Raw genomic sequence first — 21,367 nt, 5'->3', positions numbered from 1 at the left:
ACAAGAACCCCATGCCGACTCCCCTCATTCACGACGACCCCGTCGCTCTCGGCCCCTACCGGCTCATCGCCCGGCTCGGCAGCGGAGGCATGGGCACCGTCTACGTGGCGCGTTCCTCCGGTGGGCGCACCGTCGCCCTGAAGACCATGCACGCCGCCATCGCCACCGATCCGGCGGCCCGCACCCGTTTCCGGCTGGAGGCGGACGCGGCCCGGGTCATCGGCGACCGGTTCGGGGCGCGGGTGGTGGACGCGGATGCGCTCGCGGAGACGCCCTGGCTGGCGACGGAGTATGTGCTCGGGCCCCCACTCGACGAGGCCGTGGAGGCAGCGGGACCGTTGCCCGAGCAGTCCGTACGGGCCCTGGGCGCCGCCCTGTGCTCGGCGCTCGGTCAGCTGCACCGGTCGGACGTCGTGCACCGCGACCTCAAGCCCTCCAACATCCTGGTCACCGCCTACGGGCCGAAGGTCATCGACTTCGGCATCGCGCGGGCGATCGGCGACGACCGGCTGACCCGCGCCGGCGCCGCCGTCGGCACACCGGCCTTCATGTCGCCGGAGCAGGCGACCGGGCAGGAGCACGACGCGGGCGGCGATGTGTTCGCGCTCGCCGGAGTGCTGGTGTACGCGGCCACCGGGCACGGCCCGTTCGGGCACGGGCAGGCGGCGGATCTGCTGTACCGGGTGCGATACGCGGAGGCGGACCTCAGCGGCGTTCCGGCCGCCCTCGCGCCGGTGCTGGCCCAATGTCTGGCCAAGGAGCCGGGGGCCCGACCCACCACGGCTTACCTTGCGGCGCAACTCCACGACGGCAAGGGTGAGTTTGCCGACCACCTTCCGCACGAGCTGCTCGCAGACATCGGACGGCGGGCGGCCGACGTCTGGCGGCTGGTGCCACAGCGGCTGCCCGCGCCGGTGGCCGGTCCGGAGGTCATGGCGGGCACCACGGCGGCCGGTCGTCGCCGGTCGCGTCGCGGGGTCCTCGCCCTCGGCGGCGCACTCGCCGTCGGAGCGGCGGCGGGCGGAGGCGCGTGGTGGTGGCAGGAGCGCACCCCAGCACGGGGCGGCGGTGGCACGAGAACGAAGAGCAGCACCCACAGGACGCAGAACATTGAGCCGCTGTGGACGTACACGGTCGACGTCGTGGTCACGGCTGAGTTGGGCGCGGTCGTCCCCCAGGCGCTCGGCGGAATGATCGTCGTGCCCACGGGCGGTGGGAGCCAAGGTGTCAGTTCGGCGAGCGGAGCCCGCAAGTGGGACAGCTACTCCGAAGAGAGCAGTTGGCAGACGCTCGTGGCGGGTGGTCGGCTCTACCGCCTCTCGATCGGGGAGGAAACCAGCGACGGGATCGGGGCCGCCGTCACGCTCCAGACCGTCGATCCGAAGAACGGGAAAACGATCAAGACCCTGGCCCGGTTCGCGGGCACCAATGACGAGCTCCCGACACATCAACTCCTGTGCGTCACGGACCGCGTCGCATACGTCGTCGTAGGCAAGGGGAAGAACGACGGGACCGGCGCCTTCTCGGTCGGGGAGACCGACGCCCTGGGTGCCGCCGACCTCGAGACCGGCAAGCTCCTGTGGTCGAAACCGCTGCCCGTACGGTTCGAGTTGAGCTCGAGGCTGCATTTCCTCGCTGCGAAGGCCGTCGGCAGCCGCCTGGTGACACTCCAGGAAGTGAAGGACGGGACCGTCCGCATCGTCGTTCGGGACGCCTCGACTGGCGCCGTCCTCTGGGAGAGGCCGTACGGCATTGACGAGCCGGACGTCCTACGGGGCGGGATCGCCGCGGACAGCGATCACCTGTATCTCGGCGGCAGTCGGCTCTGGGCGCTGCGGCTGAGCGACGGGGCCGTGACGTGGAAGACCTCGACAGAGCACGTGCACGGTCCGCCAGTGCTCAAGGCGGGCATCCTGTACGCCGTGGGCGGCGGCGTCGGTTTGACGGCGGTGGACGCGCGCAGCGGAAAGGTGCTCTGGACCGAGCGCGGCGGGGAGGTGTCGGAGGCATCCACCGCCTGGCCGCCCGTCCTCGGCACCCGCTACGCGTACTACAAGAACGGGACTCTGCTGCGCGCGATCAGCTTGTCGAGCCACACTACTTCGCTGACATACCAGACGAGTGGCAGACAGTTCTACGCGGACGCGGACGCGAAGCTGGTCCTCGGCGTGGACAGCCAGAACCTGACCGCGTATCCCCTCCAGTGACGTGACCTCGAAGCGGCAGAACACCGGTCGCGCGGAACCGCGCACGACAGCCTCGCCGCTCGGCCGCCCCCACCGACCCCTCTCGGGCAGAAGGACCCACCATGAAACCCCTTGCCACCGGCGACCCACTCCGCCTCGGTCCCTATCGTGTTCTCGGCGTTCTCGGCGAAGGCGGCATGGGCAAGGTCTACGTCGGCCAGGACGGTGCCGGTAGCCTGGCTGCTGTCAAGGTGCTGCGGCCGGAACTCACCCACGACACCCACCTCGCTCAGCGGTTCGTGCGCGAGGCGCAGGCCGCTCAGGCGGTGCGGAGCAACGGAATCGCGAATGTACTCGGCGCATGGACCGAGGGCGGACGGCCCTGGATCGCTACCGAGTTCCTCGCGGGACTCACCCTGGACCAAGCCGTCGACACCTACGGACCTCTCGACGAGTCGGCTCTGCGCGCCCTTGCCACCGCGCTCGCCCGGACCCTCGCCGACATCCACGCTGCCGGGTTCATCCACCGTGACCTGAAGCCGCCGAACATCGTGCTCACCTCGGCCGGACCGCGCATCATCGACTTCGGTATCGCTCGGCCCGAACACGGCCTGACCCTCACCACGACTGGGCAGGTGCCCGTCACTCCGGGGTACGGCGCTCCCGAGCAGGTGCTCGGTCGGCGGGTGACTCCGTCGGCGGACGTGTTCTCGCTCGGCGCGGTTCTGGCCTACGCGGCAAGTGGCAGACGGGCGTACGAGGGCTCGCATGTCGCAGCCGTGCAGTACGAAGTGGTGCACGGAGAACCACGGCTCGACGGCATCGCACCGCATCTGCAGTCACTGATCCTGCCCTGCCTGGCCAAGGAGCCGGCCGCGCGTCCTGCCCCGCCCCAGATCGTCCAGGCCATGGCGGCGCCCAAGAGAGCCGATCGAGTCTGGCAGCGTGGACCGGTTGCCGACGCCATCAGAGAGCGGGAGGTCGCGGCACGCCGACTGCCCCTACCGGTCACGACGGAGACGGCTCCGTCCGTCACCCGCAGGCGGGTGCTCACCGGGCTGGCCGCCAGTGGCGTGGTCCTGGCGGGCGGGGGCGGCACGGCCGCGTGGTGGTTCGGAACACGCGGTGGATCGACGAGGACGAAGAGCGGTCCATTCGACATTCCTCCGGCGGTGCCTGTTCCCCTGCAAAAGCTGGACGTCCACGGCATCGAGGACCCGATCAACCATGACGTTCAGCCGACGGACCTCTGGGAAGTGCACGGCAAGGCGGACGCCTACTCTCAGACGCTGCTGCCGATCGGGGACGTCATCGTCTTCGGCGTCGCGACCGGCGGCATCGCGGGATTCGACATCACCAACGGCAAGCGCCGCTGGAGCGCGCCTCACGTCAGGACGAAGAGCGGCTATCTGTCTCTCTCCGACCGGCTGGTCGTCGGCGCCGACGACAAGGGTGTCCTACGGACGTTCGTGCCTTCCACGGGTGAACCCAAGTGGACGTGCCCGGCCGCGGAGACGGCGGCGCTGCTCGCGGCCGACGACGATGCCGTGTACCTGGTGACGAAGGACCACAGGCTGCGCAGCGTGAGCCGCTCCGACGCCAGGATCCGCTGGACGACTGCCGTCCCCACAAAGTTCCGCGGGAATCTGCTCGCCCCTGCCGTTGCCGGCCAGGGCAGGCTGGTCATATCGGCCGTGGACGGCACCGTGCTCGTCGTGCACACCAACGATGGCAGCACGGCATGGACCCGCCTCGACCAGGACAAGGACCTCACGGTCAGCCCGGTGGTCTACGACGGCATCGTGTACATCAACGGCAAGTCCATGGACGCCCGCCGGCTCAGCGACGGAACGAGGATCTGGAATACCAAACTCGACGACTGGGAGACCGACGGGTACAAGTGGGGCCCTGCCGCGGTCTACGCGGACGCGGTCTACACGAACGCGGGTACAGGCACCAGGTGCCTGGACAAGGGAAACGGCAAGGTGCTGTGGGAGGCGTCGCAGAACGCGACGTGGGGGAGCCCTGTGGTACGGCAGGGCCACGGCGTCTGGACGTTCGGCAGGACCCATAACGGGTATGGGCCACAGCTGTTGATCAATGCGGTGCGGTCCTCGGACGGAAAGGACTCACGGAGCTACATGGTCCCCGATCCCGACTACGCCCGCCTGGCCGCCGCCGGAAACCGCGTCTTCGTCATGTACGACAGCTCGGTCATCGCTCTTTCGACGTTCTGAGCGGTGAGCACGTCGTTCGACCGTGTTCGGGACGGCAGGATGCCGCGGACCGGCATGGTCCGCGGCATCCAGGTCGGATCAGGAGGCGAGGGCCGTTCCTGTCGGGGAACGACTCCGAAGGCGAAGGTCTCCTAGGACTCCACCAGCCCCACCTGCACCATCGGCTTCCCCCTCTTCCGAGAAACGAAGATCCCCCGCCCCGCAGGCATCGCCCGCGGCCGTACCCCGCCGAGCAGGTCGCCCTCCGCCGGATCGCCCGCGAGGACCACGCCCTGGGCGCCGAGTTCCTTGATGCGCTGCATGAAGGACTCGTAGCCGGCGCGGGACGCGCCCGCCGTGGAGCGGGCGATGATGAAGCGGACGCCGACGTCGCGGGCGAACGGCAGCATTTCCGTGAGGCCCGCCAGCGGGTTGCCGCTGGACGTGGACACGAGGTCGTAGTCGTCGATGACGACGTACACCGTGGGGCCCCGCCACCAGCTGCGCTCGCGCAGCTGCTCCGGGGTCACGTCGGCCGTCGGGGTGCGGCGCTGCATCAGGTCGGCCAGTGCGTCCATGTGGTGCTGCATCTGGTTGGACATGGGGATGTACTCCGCCAGGTGGGACGGCGGGGTCACCCCGAGCAGCGAGCGGCGGTTGTCGACGACGAACAGCTTGCAGCTGTTGCCGTCGTAGCGCTCGGTGAGGCGCTTGATCAGCAGCTTCAGCAGGTTCGACTTGCCGGACTCGCTCTCGCCGAACACCAGGAAGAACGGGTCCTGTTCGAAGTCCACGAACACCGGCTCGAGGTTGTCCTCGTCGAGGGCGAAGGAGACGCCGCGGTTCGGGAAGCGGTCGCCCGGGGGAAGCTGGGCCGCGGCGAACTCGCGGGGCAGCAGGCGTACCTCCGGTGCGCCGGGCTCCTGCCAGTGACGGGTGACCTCGGCCGCGAGGGCGGTCGACGCCTCCGCGAGGTCCGTGTCGGAGGAGAGGCCGTCGATGCGCGGGACCGCCGCCATGAAGTGCTGCTTCTGCGGGGTCTGACCGCGACCCGGCACTCCGGTGGGGACATTGGCCGCGACCTTGCGGTCGATCTCGGAGTCCATCGGGTCGCCCAGCCGCAGCTCCAGGCGGTTCATCAGATGGTCCTTGAGGTTCGCGCGGACCTCCATCGTGCGCGAGGCGGTGAGGACGAGGTGGATGCCGTAGCCCAGGCCGCGCGCGGCGATGTCCAGGACCAGCGGCTCCAGGGCCTCGTAGTCCGAGCGGAAGTTGCCCCAGCCGTCGATGACCAGGAAGACGTCACCCCAGGGCTGGTCGGTCACCGAGATCTCGCCCCGCGCGCGGCGGGAGCGGAACTCCGCGATGGAGGAGATGCCCGCGGAGCGGAAGTACTCCTCGCGGCGAGTCATGACGCCGTACACCTCGGCCGCCGTACGCCGGACCTTCTCGGGGTCCAGTCGCGAGGCGACACCGCCCACGTGCGGCAGGCCGGCCACCGCGGCCATACCGCCACCGCCGAAGTCCAGGCCGTAGAACTGCACTTCCTGCGGGGTGTGGGTGAGCGCGAACGACGCGATGATCGAGCGCAGCAGCGTCGACTTGCCGGACTGCGGGCCGCCGACGATCTGCATGTGGCCGGCCGCGCCGCCGAAGTCGAGCCACAGCGGGTCGCGGCGCTGCTCGTAGGGCTTGTCGATGAGGCCGACGGGGACCACGAGCCGGCCCGCGCCCTCGTAGCCCGGCTGGGTCATGCCACGGCCGGGCACCGGGGCGAGCCCCGGCAGCAGCGCGTCGAGCGACGGCGGGCTGTCCAGCGGGGGCAGCCACACCTGGTGGGCGGCCGGACCCTGCGCCTCCAGGCGCCGCACGATCACGTCGAGCACGGTGTCGGCGAGTGCGTCGTCCTTCTGCTCCTCGGGCGCCTCCTGGCGCTGCTTCGGGACCGGCGCGTACTGCACCGCGACCTCGGCCGCCGTGAAGAGGACCGGCCTGCGGTCCACGGGCAGCGGACCGCCCAGCGCGGCGACCTGCTGCGAGCTGGTGCGGTACACCCCGGAGACGTACGCCGCCTTGAAGCGCACCATCTCGTCCGTACCGAACTTCAGGAAACCCGAACCCGGGACGTTCGGCAGCTCGTAGGCGTCCGGGACGCCGAGCGCGGCACGCGACTCGGCCGCCGAGAACGTGCGCAGACCGATGCGGTAGGAGAGGTACGTCTCCAGGCCGCGCAGCCGGCCCTCCTCCAGGCGCTGGGAGGCGAGCAGCAGGTGCACGCCCAGCGAACGGCCGATACGGCCGATCTGCACGAACATCTCGATGAAGTCCGGCTTCGCGGTCAGCAGTTCGCTGAACTCGTCGATCACCAGGACCAGGGACGGGATCGGCTGCAGCGGCGCGCCCGCCGCGCGGGCCTTCTCGTAGTCGTGGATGTTCGCGTAGTTGCCCGCGTCGCGGAGCATCTCCTGGCGGCGGTTCAGCTCACCCCGGATCGAGTCACCCATACGGTCGACGAGGGTCAGGTCGTCCGCGAGGTTGGTGATCACGGCCGCCACGTGCGGCATCTGGGCCATGCCCGCGAACGTGGCACCACCCTTGAAGTCGGCGAGGACGAAGTTCAGCGTCTCGGAGGAGTGGGTCACGGCGAGACCGAGCACCAGCGTACGCAGCAGCTCCGACTTGCCGGAACCGGTCGCACCGACGCACAGGCCGTGCGGGCCCATGCCCTCCTGGGCGGCCTCCTTGAGGTCCAGCATCACGGGCCGGCCGTCCTCGCCGAGACCGATCGCCACCCGCAGCCGCTCCGACTGCGAGCGCGGCCGCCAGGTCCGCTTCGTGTCGACCGAGGCCGCGTCGCCCAGGTTCAGCAGATCCGTGAACTCCAGGTTGGCGAGCAGCGGTTGGTCGTCGTCTCCGCCCGACGCCATGCGCAGCGGCGCCAGCTGGCGGGCGAGCGCCTCCGCGGCCTCGTACGACAGGACGTCCGGCGTCCCGTCGTAGACCATGCCGTGCGCCGACTCCAGGCGCAGCTCCTTGGGCTGCACGAGGACGGAGAGGTCGCCGCGGCCGAAGGTGAGGTCGCCGGGCACGACCTCCAGGACCGTCACGCCCTGCATGCCCTCGGGGCTGGCCAGCAACGACGTCGGCGGCAGGGAGATGCCGTCGAGTACGACCACCACGTGCGGCTGCTCGGGCACCGGCGGTCCGCCCGGGTGGAAGCGCGGGCGGCCCTGCAGGCGGGAGGCGAGCCGGTCCTCCAGCTCCACCGGGTCGGTGGTGATCAGACGCAAGCTGCCGGCGCCGTCGGCGACGCCCGGGACCTGCACGTGCGGCAGCCACTTGGCCCACTCCCACTCGGGCGCCGAGGCGCGTCCGGTGACGACGGCGATGACCAGGTCCTCGGGGGAGTGCAGCGAGGCGAGGGAGGCGGTGACGGCCCGGGCGGTGCCGCGCACGGTGCCCGGCTCGCCGCTGATCGTCACGTGGTAGAAGGCGCGCAGCGACACCGCCATCGGCAGGTCGTCGAGGGCGCTGTGCGTGGCCAGGAAGCGCTGCATGGCGCCCGCGGTCAGTGGCTCCAGCTCGTCGACCGGGGCGGTCTGCGGTGGGATCAGGGGAGTTGCCAGGGACTGTGGGCCGAGGCCCACCCGTACCTGTCCGAAGTCCTCGTCACCGGTGCGCCGTTCCCACACCCGGCTGCCCTCGGCGACCAGGGCCCACAGTTGCTCCGGCGAAGGGTGCAGGTAGTACTGGGCGTCGCGCTGCGCCTGCGCGGTCTCCAGGGCGCCGCGCCGCGTCTGCGACAGGTAACGCAGGTAGTCACGGCGCATGTCGGCCATCTGCCCCTGGCTGCCGCGGCGGTAGCGGATCAGCATCGAGATGCCCATGCCGATCGTCGAGGCCACCATCACCATGCCCATGATCTTCATGAAGGGCTGGGCCTGGGGGTTGAAGAAGAAGACCACGGACCCGCCCATGCCGAGCATGGGCAGGAGCTGCATCAGAGCGCCTTCCTGCTGGCCGCGCGGAAGCTCCGGCGGCGCTTGCAGTACGACCTCGTCCGTGGGCACTTCCTTCGGCAGTGCCCGCGGTGGGCGCTTGACGACGATGTGGCTCACTACGCACCAATTCCCTTGCCGGACCGAGATGTTTCGTCCGCCGCCCCGTGTCAGGCGGACGTCGACCGCGAAGCGCGATCCTACTGACAACCACTGACAACGGCGGGCGGTAGGGTGCCGGTGAGACGCGTGAGCAGTTGCGAATCGTGCCGGGAAAACCCGGGCAATCCGCAACGGTTCGAAGCAAGCGCCACCCCGCAACCCCCGGATACGACCGCTCGGTTGGCCGGCGGTGCGGATGGCGCGGCACAACCTACACAGGATCTTTACGGGCGGAAGGGTGCGCGGCGGCACGCAGGCCGCCCCACCACCGACGAGGGGGAACAGCAGGTGAGCATGACGGCCTCCGCGCCTGCCGGCGCGACCGGTGGACCGGGCACCGGAGCCCCTTCCGGGGCAGGCATGGGATTCGGCTTCTGCCGGGTCACCATCGTGGCGCCCGACAGCCGCATAGACGTGGCGCTGCCCGACGACGTACCGGTCGCCGACCTGTACCCGGAGATCCTGCGCCTGTCCCAGCAGAGCCCCTCCGAGGGCGCGCCGGTCGGCTACCACCTCGTCCGGCGTGACGGCACCGTCCTCGACGGCGCCCGGTCCTTCACGGCGCAGCGCATCCTCGACGGCGAGCTGCTCACCCTGCGCCCGTTCGCCGAGTCGCTGCCGCCCGCGGTCCTCGACGACGTCTCCGAGGCGGTGGCCTCCGCCGTCACCCGCGACCGCACCCTGTGGAGCGGCGACCTCACCCGTGCCGCCGGCCTCGTCGCGGGCGGCATCCTGCCCGCGCTGCTCGCGTTCGTGGCCTGGAGCTCCCAGATCCGCCACGACATGAACAGCCTGCAGGGCATCATCGCGGGCGTCACCGGCATCCTCCTGGTCACCATCGCCTGCGTCCGCGCGCGTGTGTACGGCGACCGGGGCTCCGCGGTCGCGCTGGGACTCGGCGCTCTGCCGAACGTGGCCGTGGCCGGTTCGGGGCTGCTGTCGCTCTCCGCCGGCCAGGGCATCGGACGGCTCCAGTTCCTGCTCGCCTGCACGGCGGTCCTGGTCGCCTCCCTGGTGCTCACCCTGATGTCGCCGGGCGGCGACGGACCCTTCGTGGCGTTCGTCTTCGCCTCCGCCATCGGTCTGATCACCAGCTTCATCGCGCTCCTCACCGAGCTGAAGGCCATCGAAACGGCCGCGATCTGCGCCCCGCTGTCCGTCGTTTCGCTGGCCTTCCTGCCGGGTCTGTCCATGCGCTTCGCACGGCTGCCCATCGGCTTCGAGCCGCCCAACCCCTCGCGCGGCGGCTACGACAGCGGCGAGCCCGCCCCGCAGGAGCCCGTGGACCTCGAGCGGGTGGCCGCCCAGGCCCGGCGCGGCCACGAACTCCTCGTCGGCCTCGTCGGCGGCTGTGCCCTCGTCGCGGTGGGCGCGTCGATCGTCCTCGGCTTCTCCAGCAACATCTGGGCCCAGCTCCTGGCCCTCGCGACCGGCGTGGCGATGCTGATGCGGGCGCACCTGTTCCGCTACACCGCGCAGGTCGGCGCCACCCTGGCCGCGGGCCTCGCCGCGATCGTCTTCCTCGGCCTCGGGCTCGCCCTGAACCCGCCCCGGAACTACCTGATCGACGCCTTCCAGGGCGACCACGCCTCCCTCGACATCCGCAGCGTCTGGCTCGCCGCGGCGGTCGGCGCGGCCACCGCCCTGGTCACCGCGATCGGTCTGATCACTCCGCGGCGCGGCGTCACCCCCTTCTGGGGCCGCTTCCTGGAGATCGCCGAGAGCTTCGTCCTGCTCACGCTGATCCCGCTGGCGCTGGCCGTGTTCGACGTGTACGAGCGGGCGCGCGCGATGACGAGCTAGGTTCTCGCAGGCTCACCAGACGCAGAAAGCAGAAAAAGGGCGGCACGCGCGCGTGCCGCCCTTTTCACGTCTCACGTTGCGCTCACTGCGCCGCGAGCCCGCCGTTCTCCGGCGTCGGCTTCAGATCGAACTCCCCGTCCCGGGCACCCAGGACGAACGCCCGCCACTCCGCCTCCGTGTACCGCAGCACGGTGTCGTGGTCGAGGGAGGACCGCATCGCCACCGCCCCTTCCGGGAGGTACGCGATCTCGACCCGCTCCTCGTGCTCCTCCGTACCCGGGGCGCTGTGCCACTCGACGCCCGAGATGTCGAGCGCGTACAGCTCGTCGCGCTCCCGCTCCTTGCGCGCCTTGATCTCCGCTTCCGTCTCCGCCATCCCGAAGCGACCCCTTCCCGACGTCCGTACGATCAGCACGCTCACCCTAGTGGCCGCCTCCACCGTGCCCGGGGCGTTCCAAAAGGTGGGAGAGGGTTCCCGCCACTGGCTGGTACCCTGTGTGACGGCCGTTTGTGTACGCACCCCCGGAGCCCTCTCAGAAGGCTCTGGAGGCCGCGCCCAGCGGATCCCCGCCTCCCGAGTTACGGAAGCTCCCCCGAGAAGTGGACCGGGGGCACTCGATGGCACTCACAGACTATGAGGAGTACGCGTGTCGCTCGACGCCGCTACGAAGAAGCAGATCATCACCGAGTTCGGTACCAAGGAGGGCGACACCGGCTCCCCCGAGGTCCAGGTCGCCATGCTCTCGCGTCGGATCTCCGACCTGACGGAGCACCTCAAGACCCACAAGCACGACCACCACTCCCGCCGTGGTCTGCTGATCCTGGTCGGTCAGCGCCGTCGCCTGCTGCAGTACCTGGCGAAGAAGGACATCCAGCGCTTCCGTACGCTGGTCGACCGCCTGGGCATCCGCCGCGGTGCTGCGGGCGCCAAGTAAGACGCCGTGAGGGGAGCGGTTCCCGGAAGGACTCCGGGACCGCTCCCTTTGCCGTATGCACGAAGCCCTCGTCGTCAGGGCCGAAACGTGCGGAGTGTCACTCACGCTTTGTAGTGTGGTAGCACACAACGCAATACGGACGACACAGCACGATAAAAAGAGGAGAAGTGCACCTCGCCGCCGCCGGTCCTCGGTAGTGGCCCCCGGGGGGAAGCGAGCCCCGGGTGCTTCGATCGAAGACCGGCCCGCACCGCACGGCGCGCTTCTCCGTAACCGTCCCCCTGCCACACGGGCAGCCCAGGGACGAAGACGAGGAGAAAACGCTAGTGGAGAACGAGACCCACTACGCCGAGGCCGTCATCGACAACGGCGCCTTCGGCACCCGTACCATCCGCTTCGAGACGGGCCGCCTGGCCAAGCAGGCCGCCGGTTCCGCCGTGGCGTACCTGGACGACGACACCATGGTGCTGTCGGCCACCACCGCATCCAAGAACCCCAAGGACCAGCTCGACTTCTTCCCCCTGACGGTGGACGTCGAGGAGCGGATGTACGCCGCCGGCAAGATCCCCGGCAGCTTCTTCCGCCGTGAGGGCCGTCCCTCCGAGGACGCGATCCTCACCTGCCGTCTGATCGACCGCCCGCTGCGCCCGTCCTTCAAGAAGGGCCTGCGCAACGAGATCCAGGTCGTCGCGACGATCATGGCCCTCAACCCCGACCACCTGTACGACGTCGTGGCGATCAACGCCGCGTCCGCGTCCACGCAGCTGGCCGGCCTGCCCTTCTCCGGCCCGATCGGCGGCGTCCGCGTCGCGCTGATCAACGGCCAGTGGGTCGCGTTCCCGACGCACACCGAGCTCGAGGACGCCGTCTTCGACATGGTGGTCGCCGGTCGCGTCCTGGAGGACGGCGACGTCGCGATCATGATGGTCGAGGCCGAGGCCACCGACAAGACCATCCAGCTGGTCGAGGGTGGCTCCGAGGCGCCGACCGAGGAGGTCGTCGCTGCCGGTCTGGAGGCCGCGAAGCCCTTCATCAAGGTCCTGTGCAAGGCCCAGGCGGACCTCGCCTCGAAGGCTGCCAAGCCGACCGGCGAGTTCCCGATCTTCCTGGACTACCAGGACGACGTCCTGGAGGCCCTGACGGCCGCCGTCCGCCCCGAGCTGGCCCAGGCGCTCACCATCGCCGGCAAGCAGGAGCGCGAGGCCGAGCTGGACCGCGTCAAGGGCCTGGCTGCCGAGAAGCTCCTGCCGGAGTTCGAGGGCCGCGAGAAGGAGATCTCCGCCGCGTACCGCTCGCTCACCAAGCAGCTGGTCCGCGAGCGCGTGATCAAGGAGAAGAAGCGCATCGACGGCCGTGGCGTCACGGACATCCGTACGCTCGCCGCCGAGGTCGAGGCCATCCCGCGGGTGCACGGTTCCGCCGTGTTCGAGCGTGGCGAGACCCAGATCCTGGGCGTCACCACCCTCAACATGCTCCGCATGGAGCAGCAGCTGGACACCCTCTCCCCGGTGACCCGCAAGCGCTACATGCACAACTACAACTTCCCGCCGTACTCCACCGGCGAGACCGGCCGCGTCGGCTCCCCGAAGCGCCGCGAGATCGGCCACGGTGCGCTCGCCGAGCGCGCCCTGGTCCCGGTCCTGCCGACGCGTGAGGAGTTCCCCTACGCGATCCGCCAGGTGTCCGAGGCGCTCAGCTCGAACGGCTCGACCTCCATGGGCTCGGTCTGCGCCTCCACCATGTCGCTGCTGAACGCCGGTGTGCCGCTGAAGGCCCCGGTCGCCGGTATCGCCATGGGTCTGATCTCCCAGGAGATCGACGGCGAGACGCACTACGTCACCCTCACCGACATCCTCGGTGCGGAGGACGCCTTCGGCGACATGGACTTCAAGGTCGCCGGCACCAAGGAGTTCGTGACCGCCCTCCAGCTCGACACCAAGCTGGACGGCATCCCGGCCTCCGTCCTGGCCGCGGCCCTCAAGCAGGCCCGCGACGCCCGGCTCCACATCCTCGACGTGATGATGGAGGCCATCGACCGGCCCGACGAGATGTCCCCGCACGCCCCGCGGATCATCACCGTCAAGATCCCGGTCGACAAGATCGGTGAGGTCATCGGCCCCAAGGGCAAGATGATCAACCAGATCCAGGAGGACACGGGCGCCGAGATCACCATCGAGGACGACGGCACGATCTACATCGGTGCCGCCGACGGCCCGTCCGCCGAGGCCGCCCGTGCCACGATCAACGGCATCGCCAACCCGACGATGCCCGAGGTCGGCGAGCGCTACCTCGGTACGGTCGTGAAGACGACCACCTTCGGTGCGTTCGTCTCCCTGCTGCCCGGCAAGGACGGTCTGCTGCACATCTCGCAGATCCGCAAGCTCGCCGGCGGCAAGCGCGTGGAGAACGTCGAGGACGTCCTCGGTGTGGGCCAGAAGGTCCAGGTCGAGATCGCCGAGATCGACTCCCGCGGCAAGCTCTCCCTCGTTCCGGTGATCGAGGGCGAAGAAGGCGACGAGACGAAGAAGGACGACGCCGAGCAGTGACGTCCCGTAGCTCCAAGGCGACGGCCCGCACCTCTACGGAGGCGCGGGCCGTTGCCCGTACCCAAACCCTGATCAAGGGCACAGCCGGCATCGGCACGGTCCGCAAGACCACCCTCCCGGGCGGCCTGCGCATCGTCACCGAGACCCTGCCCTCGGTCCGCTCCGCGACCTTCGGCATCTGGGCACACGTCGGCTCCCGCGACGAGACGCCGTCCCTGAACGGCGCCACGCACTACCTGGAGCACCTGCTCTTCAAGGGCACGAACCGCAGGTCGGCGCTGGACATCTCCTCCGCCGTCGACGCGGTCGGCGGCGAGATGAACGCGTTCACGGCCAAGGAGTACACGTGCTACTACGCGCGCGTGCTCGACACCGACCTGCCGCTCGCCATCGACGTCGTCTGCGACATGCTGACCGGCTCGCTCATCCTCGAAGACGACGTCAACGTCGAGCGCGGCGCGATCCTCGAAGAGATCGCGATGACCGAGGACGACCCGGGCGACTGTGTGCACGACCTGTTCGCGCACACGATGTTCGGAGACAACGCCCTCGGCCGCCCCGTCCTCGGCACGGTCGACACGGTCAACGCCCTCAGCGCCGACCGCATCCGCCGCTTCTACAAGAAGCACTACGACCCGACCCACCTCGTGGTCGCCTGCGCGGGCAACATCGACCACAACAAGGTCGTACGACAGGTCCGCGCGGCCTTCGAGAAGGCGGGCGCCTTCAAGAACCTGGACGCGCAGCCCATCGCCCCGCGCGACGGCAGCCGTACGATCCGCACGGCCGGCAAGGTCGAGCTGCTCGCCCGCAAGACCGAGCAGGCGCACGTCGTCCTCGGCATGCCCGGCCTGGCCCGCACGGACGACCGCCGCTGGGCCATGGGCGTGCTCAACACCGCCCTCGGCGGCGGCATGTCCTCCCGCCTCTTCCAGGAGGTCCGGGAGAAGCGCGGCCTCGCCTACAGCGTGTACTCGTACACCTCCGGCTTCGCCGACTGCGGCCTGTTCGGCGTGTACGCCGGCTGCCGCCCGAGCCAGGTGCACGACGTGCTGAAGATCTGCCGGGACGAACTCGACCACGTCGCCGCCAACGGTCTCTCCGACGACGAGATCGGCCGCGCCATCGGCCAGCTCCAGGGCTCCACGGTCCTGGGCCTGGAGGACACCGGCGCGCTGATGAACCGTATCGGCAAGAGCGAGCTGTGCTGGGGCGAGCAGATGTCCGTCGACGACATGCTGGCCCGGATAGCCGCGGTCACCCCGGACGAGGTCCGCTCGGTCGCCCGCGACATCCTGGGACAGCGCCCGTCGCTGTCGGTCATCGGCCCGCTGAAGGACAAGCAGGCCGCCCGGCTGCACGACGCCGTCGCCTGAAACACCACCGGTTAGGAAGCAGGAACATGAGCAAGCTGCGCGTGGCGGTCCTCGGTGCCAGGGGCCGGATCGGGGCCGAGGCGGTACGGGCGGTCGAGGCCGCCGAGGACATGGAGCTGGTCGCCGCCCTCGGCCGGGGCGACAAGCTTGAGACGCTGGCGGAGACCGGTGCCCAGGTCGCCGTCGAGCTGACCACCCCCGCCTCCGTCATGGGCAACCTCGACTTCTGCGTGCGCCACGGCATCCACGCGGTCGTCGGTACGACGGGCTGGACCGACGAGCGCCTCGCGCAGCTGAAGGGCTGGCTCGCCCAGTCCCCTCAGACCGGCGTGCTCATCGCGCCGAACTTCTCCATCGGCGCCGTGCTGACCATGAAGTTCGCGCAGATCGCCGCGCCGTACTTCGAGTCGGTCGAGGTCGTCGAGCTGCACCACCCGAACAAGGTGGACGCCCCCTCGGGGACCGCCACGCGCACCGCCCAGCTCATCGCCGAGGCCCGCCGCGCCGCCGGTACGGCCCCGGCGCCGGACGCCACGGTGACGGCCCTGGACGGCGCCCGGGGTGCCGATGTCGACGGCGTCCCCGTGCACGCCGTCCGCCTGCGCGGCCTCCTGGCCCACCAGGAGGTGCTGCTCGGCGGCGAGGGCGAGACCCTCACCATCCGCCACGACTCCCTGCACCACAGCAGCTTCATGCCGGGCATCCTGCTCGGCGCCCGCCGCGTGGTGTCGACTCCGGGCCTGACCTTCGGCCTGGAGCACTTCCTGGACCTGAGCTGAGACCCGAGCCGAGCCTGAAGACGTCATGCGCGCGAAGATCACCTACCTCGTCACGGCCGCCGTCCTGCTGTTCTACTTCGTGCTGGTCGGCAGCCGCGGCGTCATGCTCATCCAGTCCGGCACGGTCCTCACCGTCACCTTCGGGATCGCGGTGCTCATCCTGCCGGTCATCGGCCTGTGGTTCCTGTGGAAGAACACCCAGTTCGTCCGCAAGGCCAACCAGCTCGCCGCCGAACTCGACGCCGAGGGCGGTCTGCCCGTCGACGAGCTGAAGCGCACCCCGGGCGGCCGTGTCGACCGCGACTCGGCCGACGAGGTGTTCGCCAAGCGGAAGGCCGAGACGGAGGCGGCTCCGGACGACTGGCGCAGCTGGTTCCGGCTCGCCGTCGCCTACCACGACGCCCGGGACACCCCGCGCGCCCGCAAGGCGATGCAGCGCGCCATCGCCCTGCACGACGGCAGGCCCGTCCAGGCCTGAGCCGTACCGCTCAGGCCTGGGCGTCAGCGGCGCACGTACTCCGCGGCCCACGCCTCCACCGTGTCCGCCGCCCGGTCGAAGGCCGCGGGGCGGTTCAGGAAGTCCAGGCCGTGCGAGGTCAGCAGGGGCGCGGTGTCCTCGGCCGCCCGGTCCTTGCGTACGAGCGTCAGGGCCTGTCCCTGCACCGTGCGCGGCAGCCCCAGCCAGCGCACCGGCTGCTGGGCCGTCCGCACCGAGACCACCCGCTGCCAGGGCACCGTACGCGTCACCAGGAAGCCGACCTGGCGCAGCCCGCGTGCGCTCACCCACACGCCCATGCGCAGCATCCGCAGCGTGCTGGCGATGACCGCCAGCGCCAGGCCGAGGACCACGCCGGCCGAGGACGCCGAGCCGGTCAGGGCGATCGCGACCGCCGCGAACAGCACGAACGAGGAGAGCAGCAGCCCCAGGGCCGCCCCGCCCACCCGCCCGGGACCGGGCCGGTAGGGGCGCCGCCAGCGCTCCAGGTCGTCGAAGGGCAGCGGGCTCTCGGAAGCCGCCTCGAAGGTGCGGTCGGCCGTCAGGAAGGGCAGGGGCACGGCTGGTCCTCACTCAATCCTTGCTGGGGCTGTGCCCGGTGAGGCTATCCGGCCGAGTTCCCGCTCACCACCCTGGAGCGGCCGGAAGGGTCAGTGCCCCTGCGAGGCCTGGGACTGCTGGACCGGCGTACTGGACGGCGTGGACAGGGCCGGCATGCCGATGACCACCGAGCCGACGAGCCCGGCCACGATGGTGAGGCCCAGCAGCCAGCCTCCGGCTATCTGGCGGGCGGACGCCCGCTGACGGGGCGGGGGAGTGACATTGCTGAGCACGGGGGGCACCGCTCCTCTCGGGATCGAACACGCAAGCCTCACCGATACAGACGCACGAGTGACACAAAAGGTGCCCATGTCCGAAAAAATCCTCGACAACGTCACGGTTCGGGCTCTGTCAGTGGGCCCCCGTACAGTGGGCGCGAACCTGAAGAAGTGATGGGAAGGACCCCCGTGACCACCCCCGAGTCGCTCACCCTGCGCAGTGACGTCACCGTCGAGCTCGTGAAGTCCAGCGCTTCGGATGCCGACGTCCTCTTCGCCGCCCGCGTCTCCACGCTCGGCGAGCAGTCCCTGGACGAGCTGAAGAAGGACCCCGAGCGCTCCAAGGGCCTGATCAACTACCTGATGCGCGACCGGCACGGCAGCCCGTTCGAGCACAACTCGATGACGTTCTTCATCAGCGCCCCGATCTTCGTCTTCCGCGAGTTCATGCGGCACCGGGTCGGCTGGTCGTACAACGAGGAGTCGGGCCGCTACCGGGAGCTGGAGCCCGTCTTCTACGTCCCCGGCGAGTCCCGCAAGCTCGTGCAGGAGGGCCGCCCGGGCAAGTACGTCTTCGTCGAGGGCACCCCGGCCCAGCACGAGACCGTGCGCGGCACCCTCGAGGAGTCGTACGAGCAGGCCTACGCGGCCTACCAGAAGCTCCTCGCGGAGGGCGTCGCCCGCGAGGTCGCCCGCTCGGTCCTCCCCGTCGGCCTCTTCTCCTCCATGTACGCCACCTGCAACGCACGCTCCCTGATGCACTTCCTCGGCTTGCGCACCCAGCACGAGCTGGCCAAGGTGCCGTCCTTCCCGCAGCGGGAGATCGAGATGGTCGGCGAGAAGATGGAGGAGGAGTGGGCCAGGCTCATGCCGCTCACCTACGCCGCCTTCAATACGAACGGGCGTGTGGCCCCGTAACGAAGCCCTGTTCCCCCACGCGGAACGGATGTACGGATCAGTCGCGCGAAGTGTCCGTATTGCGGCATTTGGAGAAGTTCATCTAGCCTGATCAAACGGACCCGGCACTGCTTGAACCCCCGAGCAGGCAGTGCCGGGCTCCGCATTTGTCCTGACTTTCCCGGCACCCCGCGGGCAGACCACGCATGGAGCACCGAGTAGCGTGTTACCCATGGCTCCGACCTCGACTCCGCAGACCCCCTTCGGGAGGGTCCTCACCGCCATGGTCACGCCCTTCACGGCGGACGGCGCACTCGACCTCGACGGCGCGCAGCGGCTCGCCACCCACCTGGTGGACGCAGGCAACGACGGCCTGATCATCAACGGCACCACCGGCGAGTCCCCGACCACCACCGACGCGGAGAAATCGGACCTGGTACGAGCCGTACTGGAGGCGGTCGGAGACCGCGCCCACATCGTGGCCGGCGTCGGCACCAACGACACCCACCACAGCATCGAGCTGGCCCGCGAAGCCGAGCGCGTCGGCGCGCACGGCCTGCTGGTCGTCACGCCGTACTACAACAAGCCCCCGCAGGAGGGCCTGTACCGGCACTTCACGGCCGTCGCGGACGCCGCCGGCCTGCCGGTCATGCTCTACGACATCCCCGGCCGCAGCGGCGTCCCGATCAACACCGAGACGCTCGTCCGCCTCGCGGAGCACCCCCGGATCGTGGCCAACAAGGACGCCAAGGGCGACCTCGGCCGCGCCAGCTGGGCCATCGCCCAGTCCGGCCTCGCCTGGTACTCCGGCGACGACATGCTGAACCTGCCGCTGCTCTCCGTGGGCGCGGTCGGCTTCGTCTCGGTCGTCGGCCATGTCGTCACCCCCGACCTGCGGGCCCTCGTCGAGGCGTACACCTCGGGCGACGTCGTCAAGGCCACCGAGATCCACCAGAAGCTGCTCCCGGTCTACACCGGCATGTTCCGCACCCAGGGCGTGATGACCACCAAGGCGGCGCTCGCCCTCCAGGGCCTCCCCGCCGGGCCCCTGCGCGCCCCCATGGTCGAGTGTTCGCCCGAGGAGATCGCCCAGCTCAAGATCGATCTTGCCGCCGGCGGGGTACAGCTCTGACAACAGACTTGGCACCACCCGAGCTTCACAACTGAAGAGACAACCGCATAAGCGGGCCACCGGTGCCCGCGCCCCACAACGACAACTGCTTCTGCACGAACGTCATGCGCGCCACGTGCCCGACCGGTACGTGGCGTGCGTGGTGAGGAGAGTCTTTTGAGTCATCCGCATCCTGAACTCGGCCCGCCCCCGCCGCTCCCCGAGGGCGGCCTCCGGGTCACCCCGCTCGGCGGCCTCGGTGAGATCGGCCGAAACATGACGGTCTTCGAGTACGGCGGCCGTCTGCTGATCGTCGACTGCGGAGTGCTCTTCCCCGAGGAGGAGCAGCCCGGAATCGACCTGATCCTGCCGGACTTCTCGTCCATCCGGGACCGCCTCGACGACATCGAGGGCATCGTCCTCACGCACGGCCATGAGGACCACATCGGCGGCGTCCCCTTCCTGCTCCGCGAGAAGCCGGACATCCCGCTGATCGGCTCCAAGCTGACCCTCGCCCTCATCGAGGCCAAGCTCCAGGAGCACCGGATCCGCCCGTACACCCTGGAGGTGGCGGAGGGGAACCGCGAGCGCATCGGCCCCTTCGACTGCGAGTTCATCGCGGTCAACCACTCCATCCCGGACGCCCTGGCGGTCGCCATCCGCACCCCCGCCGGCATGGTGGTGCACACCGGCGACTTCAAGATGGACCAGCTCCCGCTGGACAACCGCCTCACCGACCTGCACGCGTTCGCCCGGCTGAGCGAGGAGGGCATCGACCTCCTGCTCACCGACTCCACGAACGCCGAGGTCCCGGGCTTCACCCCGCACGAGCGGGACATCTCCAACGTCCTGCGCCAGGTCTTCGCCGGCGCCCGCAAGCGGATCATCGTGGCGAGCTTCGCCAGCCACGTCCACCGCATCCAGCAGATCCTGGACGCGGCGCACGAGTACGGCCGCCGGGTCGCCTTCGTCGGCCGCTCCATGGTCCGCAACATGGGCATCGCCCGCGACCTCGGCTACCTGAAGGTCCCGCCGGGCCTGGTCGTCGACGTCAAGACGCTGGACGACCTGCCGGACCACGAGGTGGTCCTGGTCTGCACGGGCTCCCAGGGCGAGCCGATGGCGGCCCTGTCCCGCATGGCCAACCGGGACCACCAGATCCGCATCGTCGACGGCGACACGGTCATCCTGGCCTCGTCCCTCATCCCCGGAAACGAGAACGCGGTCTACCGCGTCATCAACGGCCTGACCCGCTGGGGCGCCAACGTCGTCCACAAGGGCAACGCCAAGGTGCATGTCTCCGGCCACGCCTCCGCGGGCGAGCTGCTGTACTTCTACAACATCTGCCGCCCGAGGAACCTGATGCCGGTCCACGGCGAATGGCGCCATCTGCGCGCCAACGCCGAGCTGGGCGCGATGACGGGTGTTCCGCACGACCGGATCGTCATCGCCGAGGACGGCGTGGTGGTGGACCTGATCGAGGGCAAGGCGAAGATCTCGGGCAAGGTCCAGGCGGGTTACGTCTACGTCGACGGCCTCTCCGTCGGCGATGTCGGCGAGCCGGCCCTGAAGGACCGCAAGATCCTCGGCGACGAGGGCATCATCTCGGTCTTCGTGGTGGTGGACTCCTCCACCGGCAAGATCACGGGTGGCCCGCACGTCCAGGCCCGCGGTTCCGGCATCGAGGACGCGGCCTTCGCCGACGTCATCCCGAAGATCACGGAGGTCCTGGAGCGCTCGGCCCAGGACGGCGTGGTGGAGCCCCACCAGCTGCAGCAACTCATTCGGCGCACCCTCGGCAAGTGGGTCTCCGACTCGTATCGCCGCAGGCCGATGATCCTGCCGGTCGTGGTGGAGGTCTGACACCCCGTCCGCGTGAACTTGGAGCGGGGCGCCTCGATTTGCATCGGGGCGCCCCGCTCCAGTACGTTTACGGCTCCGCCCAACCGGGAACCCGAGTGCCTCATATGCAGGACGACGGCGCACCGGAGCGGGTGGGAAATCCGGCTCAGAACTTCTGATAAAGTCGGAACCGCCGGAAAGG

15 protein-coding genes are annotated in these 21,367 nt (G+C 69.8%); 11 read left to right on the top strand and 4 right to left on the bottom strand.

Translation table 11 applies throughout. The annotated features are described in order from the left end of the window. Nucleotides 1-11 precede the first annotated feature (11 nt). Complete coding sequence (locus BEK98_RS36435; protein ID WP_094221040.1) at nt 12-2,207, top strand: protein kinase domain-containing protein; 2,196 nt, start codon at nt 12-14, stop codon at nt 2,205-2,207. Nucleotides 2,208-2,308: 101 nt separating this feature from the next. Continuing rightward, nucleotides 2,309-4,423 (top strand): serine/threonine-protein kinase, encoded by a 2,115-nt coding sequence (locus BEK98_RS36430; RefSeq protein WP_094221039.1) that lies wholly within the window; start codon nt 2,309-2,311, stop codon nt 4,421-4,423. A gap of 131 nt (nt 4,424-4,554) precedes the next feature. Here BEK98_RS36430 and eccCa read toward each other — a convergent pair whose 3' ends face one another. Continuing rightward, nucleotides 4,555-8,520 carry a type VII secretion protein EccCa gene (gene eccCa, locus BEK98_RS36425; protein WP_094221038.1) on the bottom strand — a complete coding sequence of 1,322 codons (3,966 nt, stop codon included), beginning with the start codon at nt 8,518-8,520 and terminating at the stop codon, nt 4,555-4,557. Between the two features lie 336 nt (nt 8,521-8,856). On the opposite strand from eccCa, the gene eccD reads away from it, so the two are divergent. Further along, the gene (gene eccD, locus BEK98_RS36415) at nt 8,857-10,365 is read left to right on the top strand and encodes a type VII secretion integral membrane protein EccD (protein WP_094221037.1); all 1,509 of its coding nucleotides are present in this window, start codon (nt 8,857-8,859) and stop codon (nt 10,363-10,365) included. A gap of 82 nt (nt 10,366-10,447) precedes the next feature. Here the strand turns inward: eccD and BEK98_RS36410 are convergent, their stop codons facing one another. After that, entirely contained in the window at nt 10,448-10,741 is a 294-nt protein-coding gene (locus BEK98_RS36410) for a DUF397 domain-containing protein (RefSeq protein WP_094221036.1), read from the bottom strand. 271 nt (nt 10,742-11,012) lie between these two features. Between BEK98_RS36410 and rpsO the strand changes: the two genes are divergently transcribed. The 5 genes from rpsO to BEK98_RS36385 all read left to right on the top strand — a co-directional run bounded on the left by rpsO (nt 11,013) and on the right by BEK98_RS36385 (nt 16,479). Further along, nucleotides 11,013-11,300 (top strand): 30S ribosomal protein S15, encoded by a 288-nt coding sequence (gene rpsO / locus BEK98_RS36405; protein ID WP_020138875.1) that lies wholly within the window; start codon nt 11,013-11,015, stop codon nt 11,298-11,300. Between the two features lie 326 nt (nt 11,301-11,626). Further along, nucleotides 11,627-13,846 carry a polyribonucleotide nucleotidyltransferase gene (locus tag BEK98_RS36400; protein WP_094221035.1) on the top strand — a complete coding sequence of 740 codons (2,220 nt, stop codon included), beginning with the start codon at nt 11,627-11,629 and terminating at the stop codon, nt 13,844-13,846. Next, nucleotides 13,843-15,222: a M16 family metallopeptidase gene (locus tag BEK98_RS36395; protein ID WP_094221034.1), complete on the top strand. Its 1,380-nt coding sequence runs from the start codon at nt 13,843-13,845 to the stop codon at nt 15,220-15,222. Before BEK98_RS36400 ends, BEK98_RS36395 begins: the two co-directional genes overlap by 4 nt. Before the next feature lie 26 nt (nt 15,223-15,248). After that, a complete protein-coding gene (gene dapB, locus BEK98_RS36390; RefSeq protein ID WP_094221033.1) occupies nt 15,249-16,001 on the top strand; it encodes a 4-hydroxy-tetrahydrodipicolinate reductase in 753 nt (250 codons plus the stop codon). A gap of 25 nt (nt 16,002-16,026) precedes the next feature. Continuing rightward, on the top strand, nt 16,027-16,479 hold the full coding sequence (locus BEK98_RS36385; protein ID WP_094221032.1) for a tetratricopeptide repeat protein: 453 nt from the start codon (nt 16,027-16,029) through the stop codon (nt 16,477-16,479). A 23-nt stretch (nt 16,480-16,502) separates the two neighbouring features. Here the strand turns inward: BEK98_RS36385 and BEK98_RS36380 are convergent, their stop codons facing one another. Together BEK98_RS36380 and BEK98_RS36375 are read right to left on the bottom strand one after the other, a co-directional pair. Continuing rightward, entirely contained in the window at nt 16,503-17,057 is a 555-nt protein-coding gene (locus tag BEK98_RS36380) for a hypothetical protein (protein WP_094221031.1), read from the bottom strand. A gap of 90 nt (nt 17,058-17,147) precedes the next feature. Further along, nucleotides 17,148-17,330 (bottom strand): hypothetical protein, encoded by a 183-nt coding sequence (locus BEK98_RS36375; protein WP_244202123.1) that lies wholly within the window; start codon nt 17,328-17,330, stop codon nt 17,148-17,150. A gap of 159 nt (nt 17,331-17,489) precedes the next feature. Here BEK98_RS36375 and thyX point away from each other — a divergent pair, with 159 nt between their 5' ends. The 3 genes from thyX (at nt 17,490) to BEK98_RS36360 (ending at nt 21,186) form a co-directional block, all read left to right on the top strand. Then, nucleotides 17,490-18,233 carry an FAD-dependent thymidylate synthase gene (gene thyX, locus BEK98_RS36370; protein ID WP_094221030.1) on the top strand — a complete coding sequence of 248 codons (744 nt, stop codon included), beginning with the start codon at nt 17,490-17,492 and terminating at the stop codon, nt 18,231-18,233. A 211-nt stretch (nt 18,234-18,444) separates the two neighbouring features. Continuing rightward, nucleotides 18,445-19,344 carry a 4-hydroxy-tetrahydrodipicolinate synthase gene (gene dapA, locus BEK98_RS36365; RefSeq protein ID WP_094221029.1) on the top strand — a complete coding sequence of 300 codons (900 nt, stop codon included), beginning with the start codon at nt 18,445-18,447 and terminating at the stop codon, nt 19,342-19,344. 156 nt (nt 19,345-19,500) lie between these two features. Further along, entirely contained in the window at nt 19,501-21,186 is a 1,686-nt protein-coding gene (locus BEK98_RS36360) for a ribonuclease J (RefSeq protein ID WP_094221028.1), read from the top strand. The last annotated feature ends 181 nt before the right edge of the window (nt 21,187-21,367 follow it).

Source organism: Streptomyces diastatochromogenes, assembly GCF_002242805.1.
Lineage (GTDB): Bacteria > Actinomycetota > Actinomycetes > Streptomycetales > Streptomycetaceae > Streptomyces > Streptomyces diastatochromogenes.
Note: the sequence above shows the minus strand (reverse complement) of the source record. Positions and strands in the feature narration are given on the sequence as shown.

Bases quoted from the DNA above. Each gene is read 5' to 3' on its own strand.
- dapA (WP_094221029.1), top strand. From the start codon at position 18,445: ATGGCTCCGACCTCGACTCCGCAGACCCCCTTCGGGAGGGTCCTCACC.
- dapB (WP_094221033.1), top strand. From the start codon at position 15,249: ATGAGCAAGCTGCGCGTGGCGGTCCTCGGTGCCAGGGGCCGGATCGGG.
- BEK98_RS36430 (WP_094221039.1), top strand. From the start codon at position 2,309: ATGAAACCCCTTGCCACCGGCGACCCACTCCGCCTCGGTCCCTATCGT.
- BEK98_RS36435 (WP_094221040.1), top strand. From the start codon at position 12: ATGCCGACTCCCCTCATTCACGACGACCCCGTCGCTCTCGGCCCCTAC.
- eccD (WP_094221037.1), top strand. From the start codon at position 8,857: ATGACGGCCTCCGCGCCTGCCGGCGCGACCGGTGGACCGGGCACCGGA.
- thyX (WP_094221030.1), top strand. From the start codon at position 17,490: ATGGGAAGGACCCCCGTGACCACCCCCGAGTCGCTCACCCTGCGCAGT.
- BEK98_RS36410 (WP_094221036.1), bottom strand. From the start codon at position 10,741: ATGGCGGAGACGGAAGCGGAGATCAAGGCGCGCAAGGAGCGGGAGCGC.
- BEK98_RS36385 (WP_094221032.1), top strand. From the start codon at position 16,027: ATGCGCGCGAAGATCACCTACCTCGTCACGGCCGCCGTCCTGCTGTTC.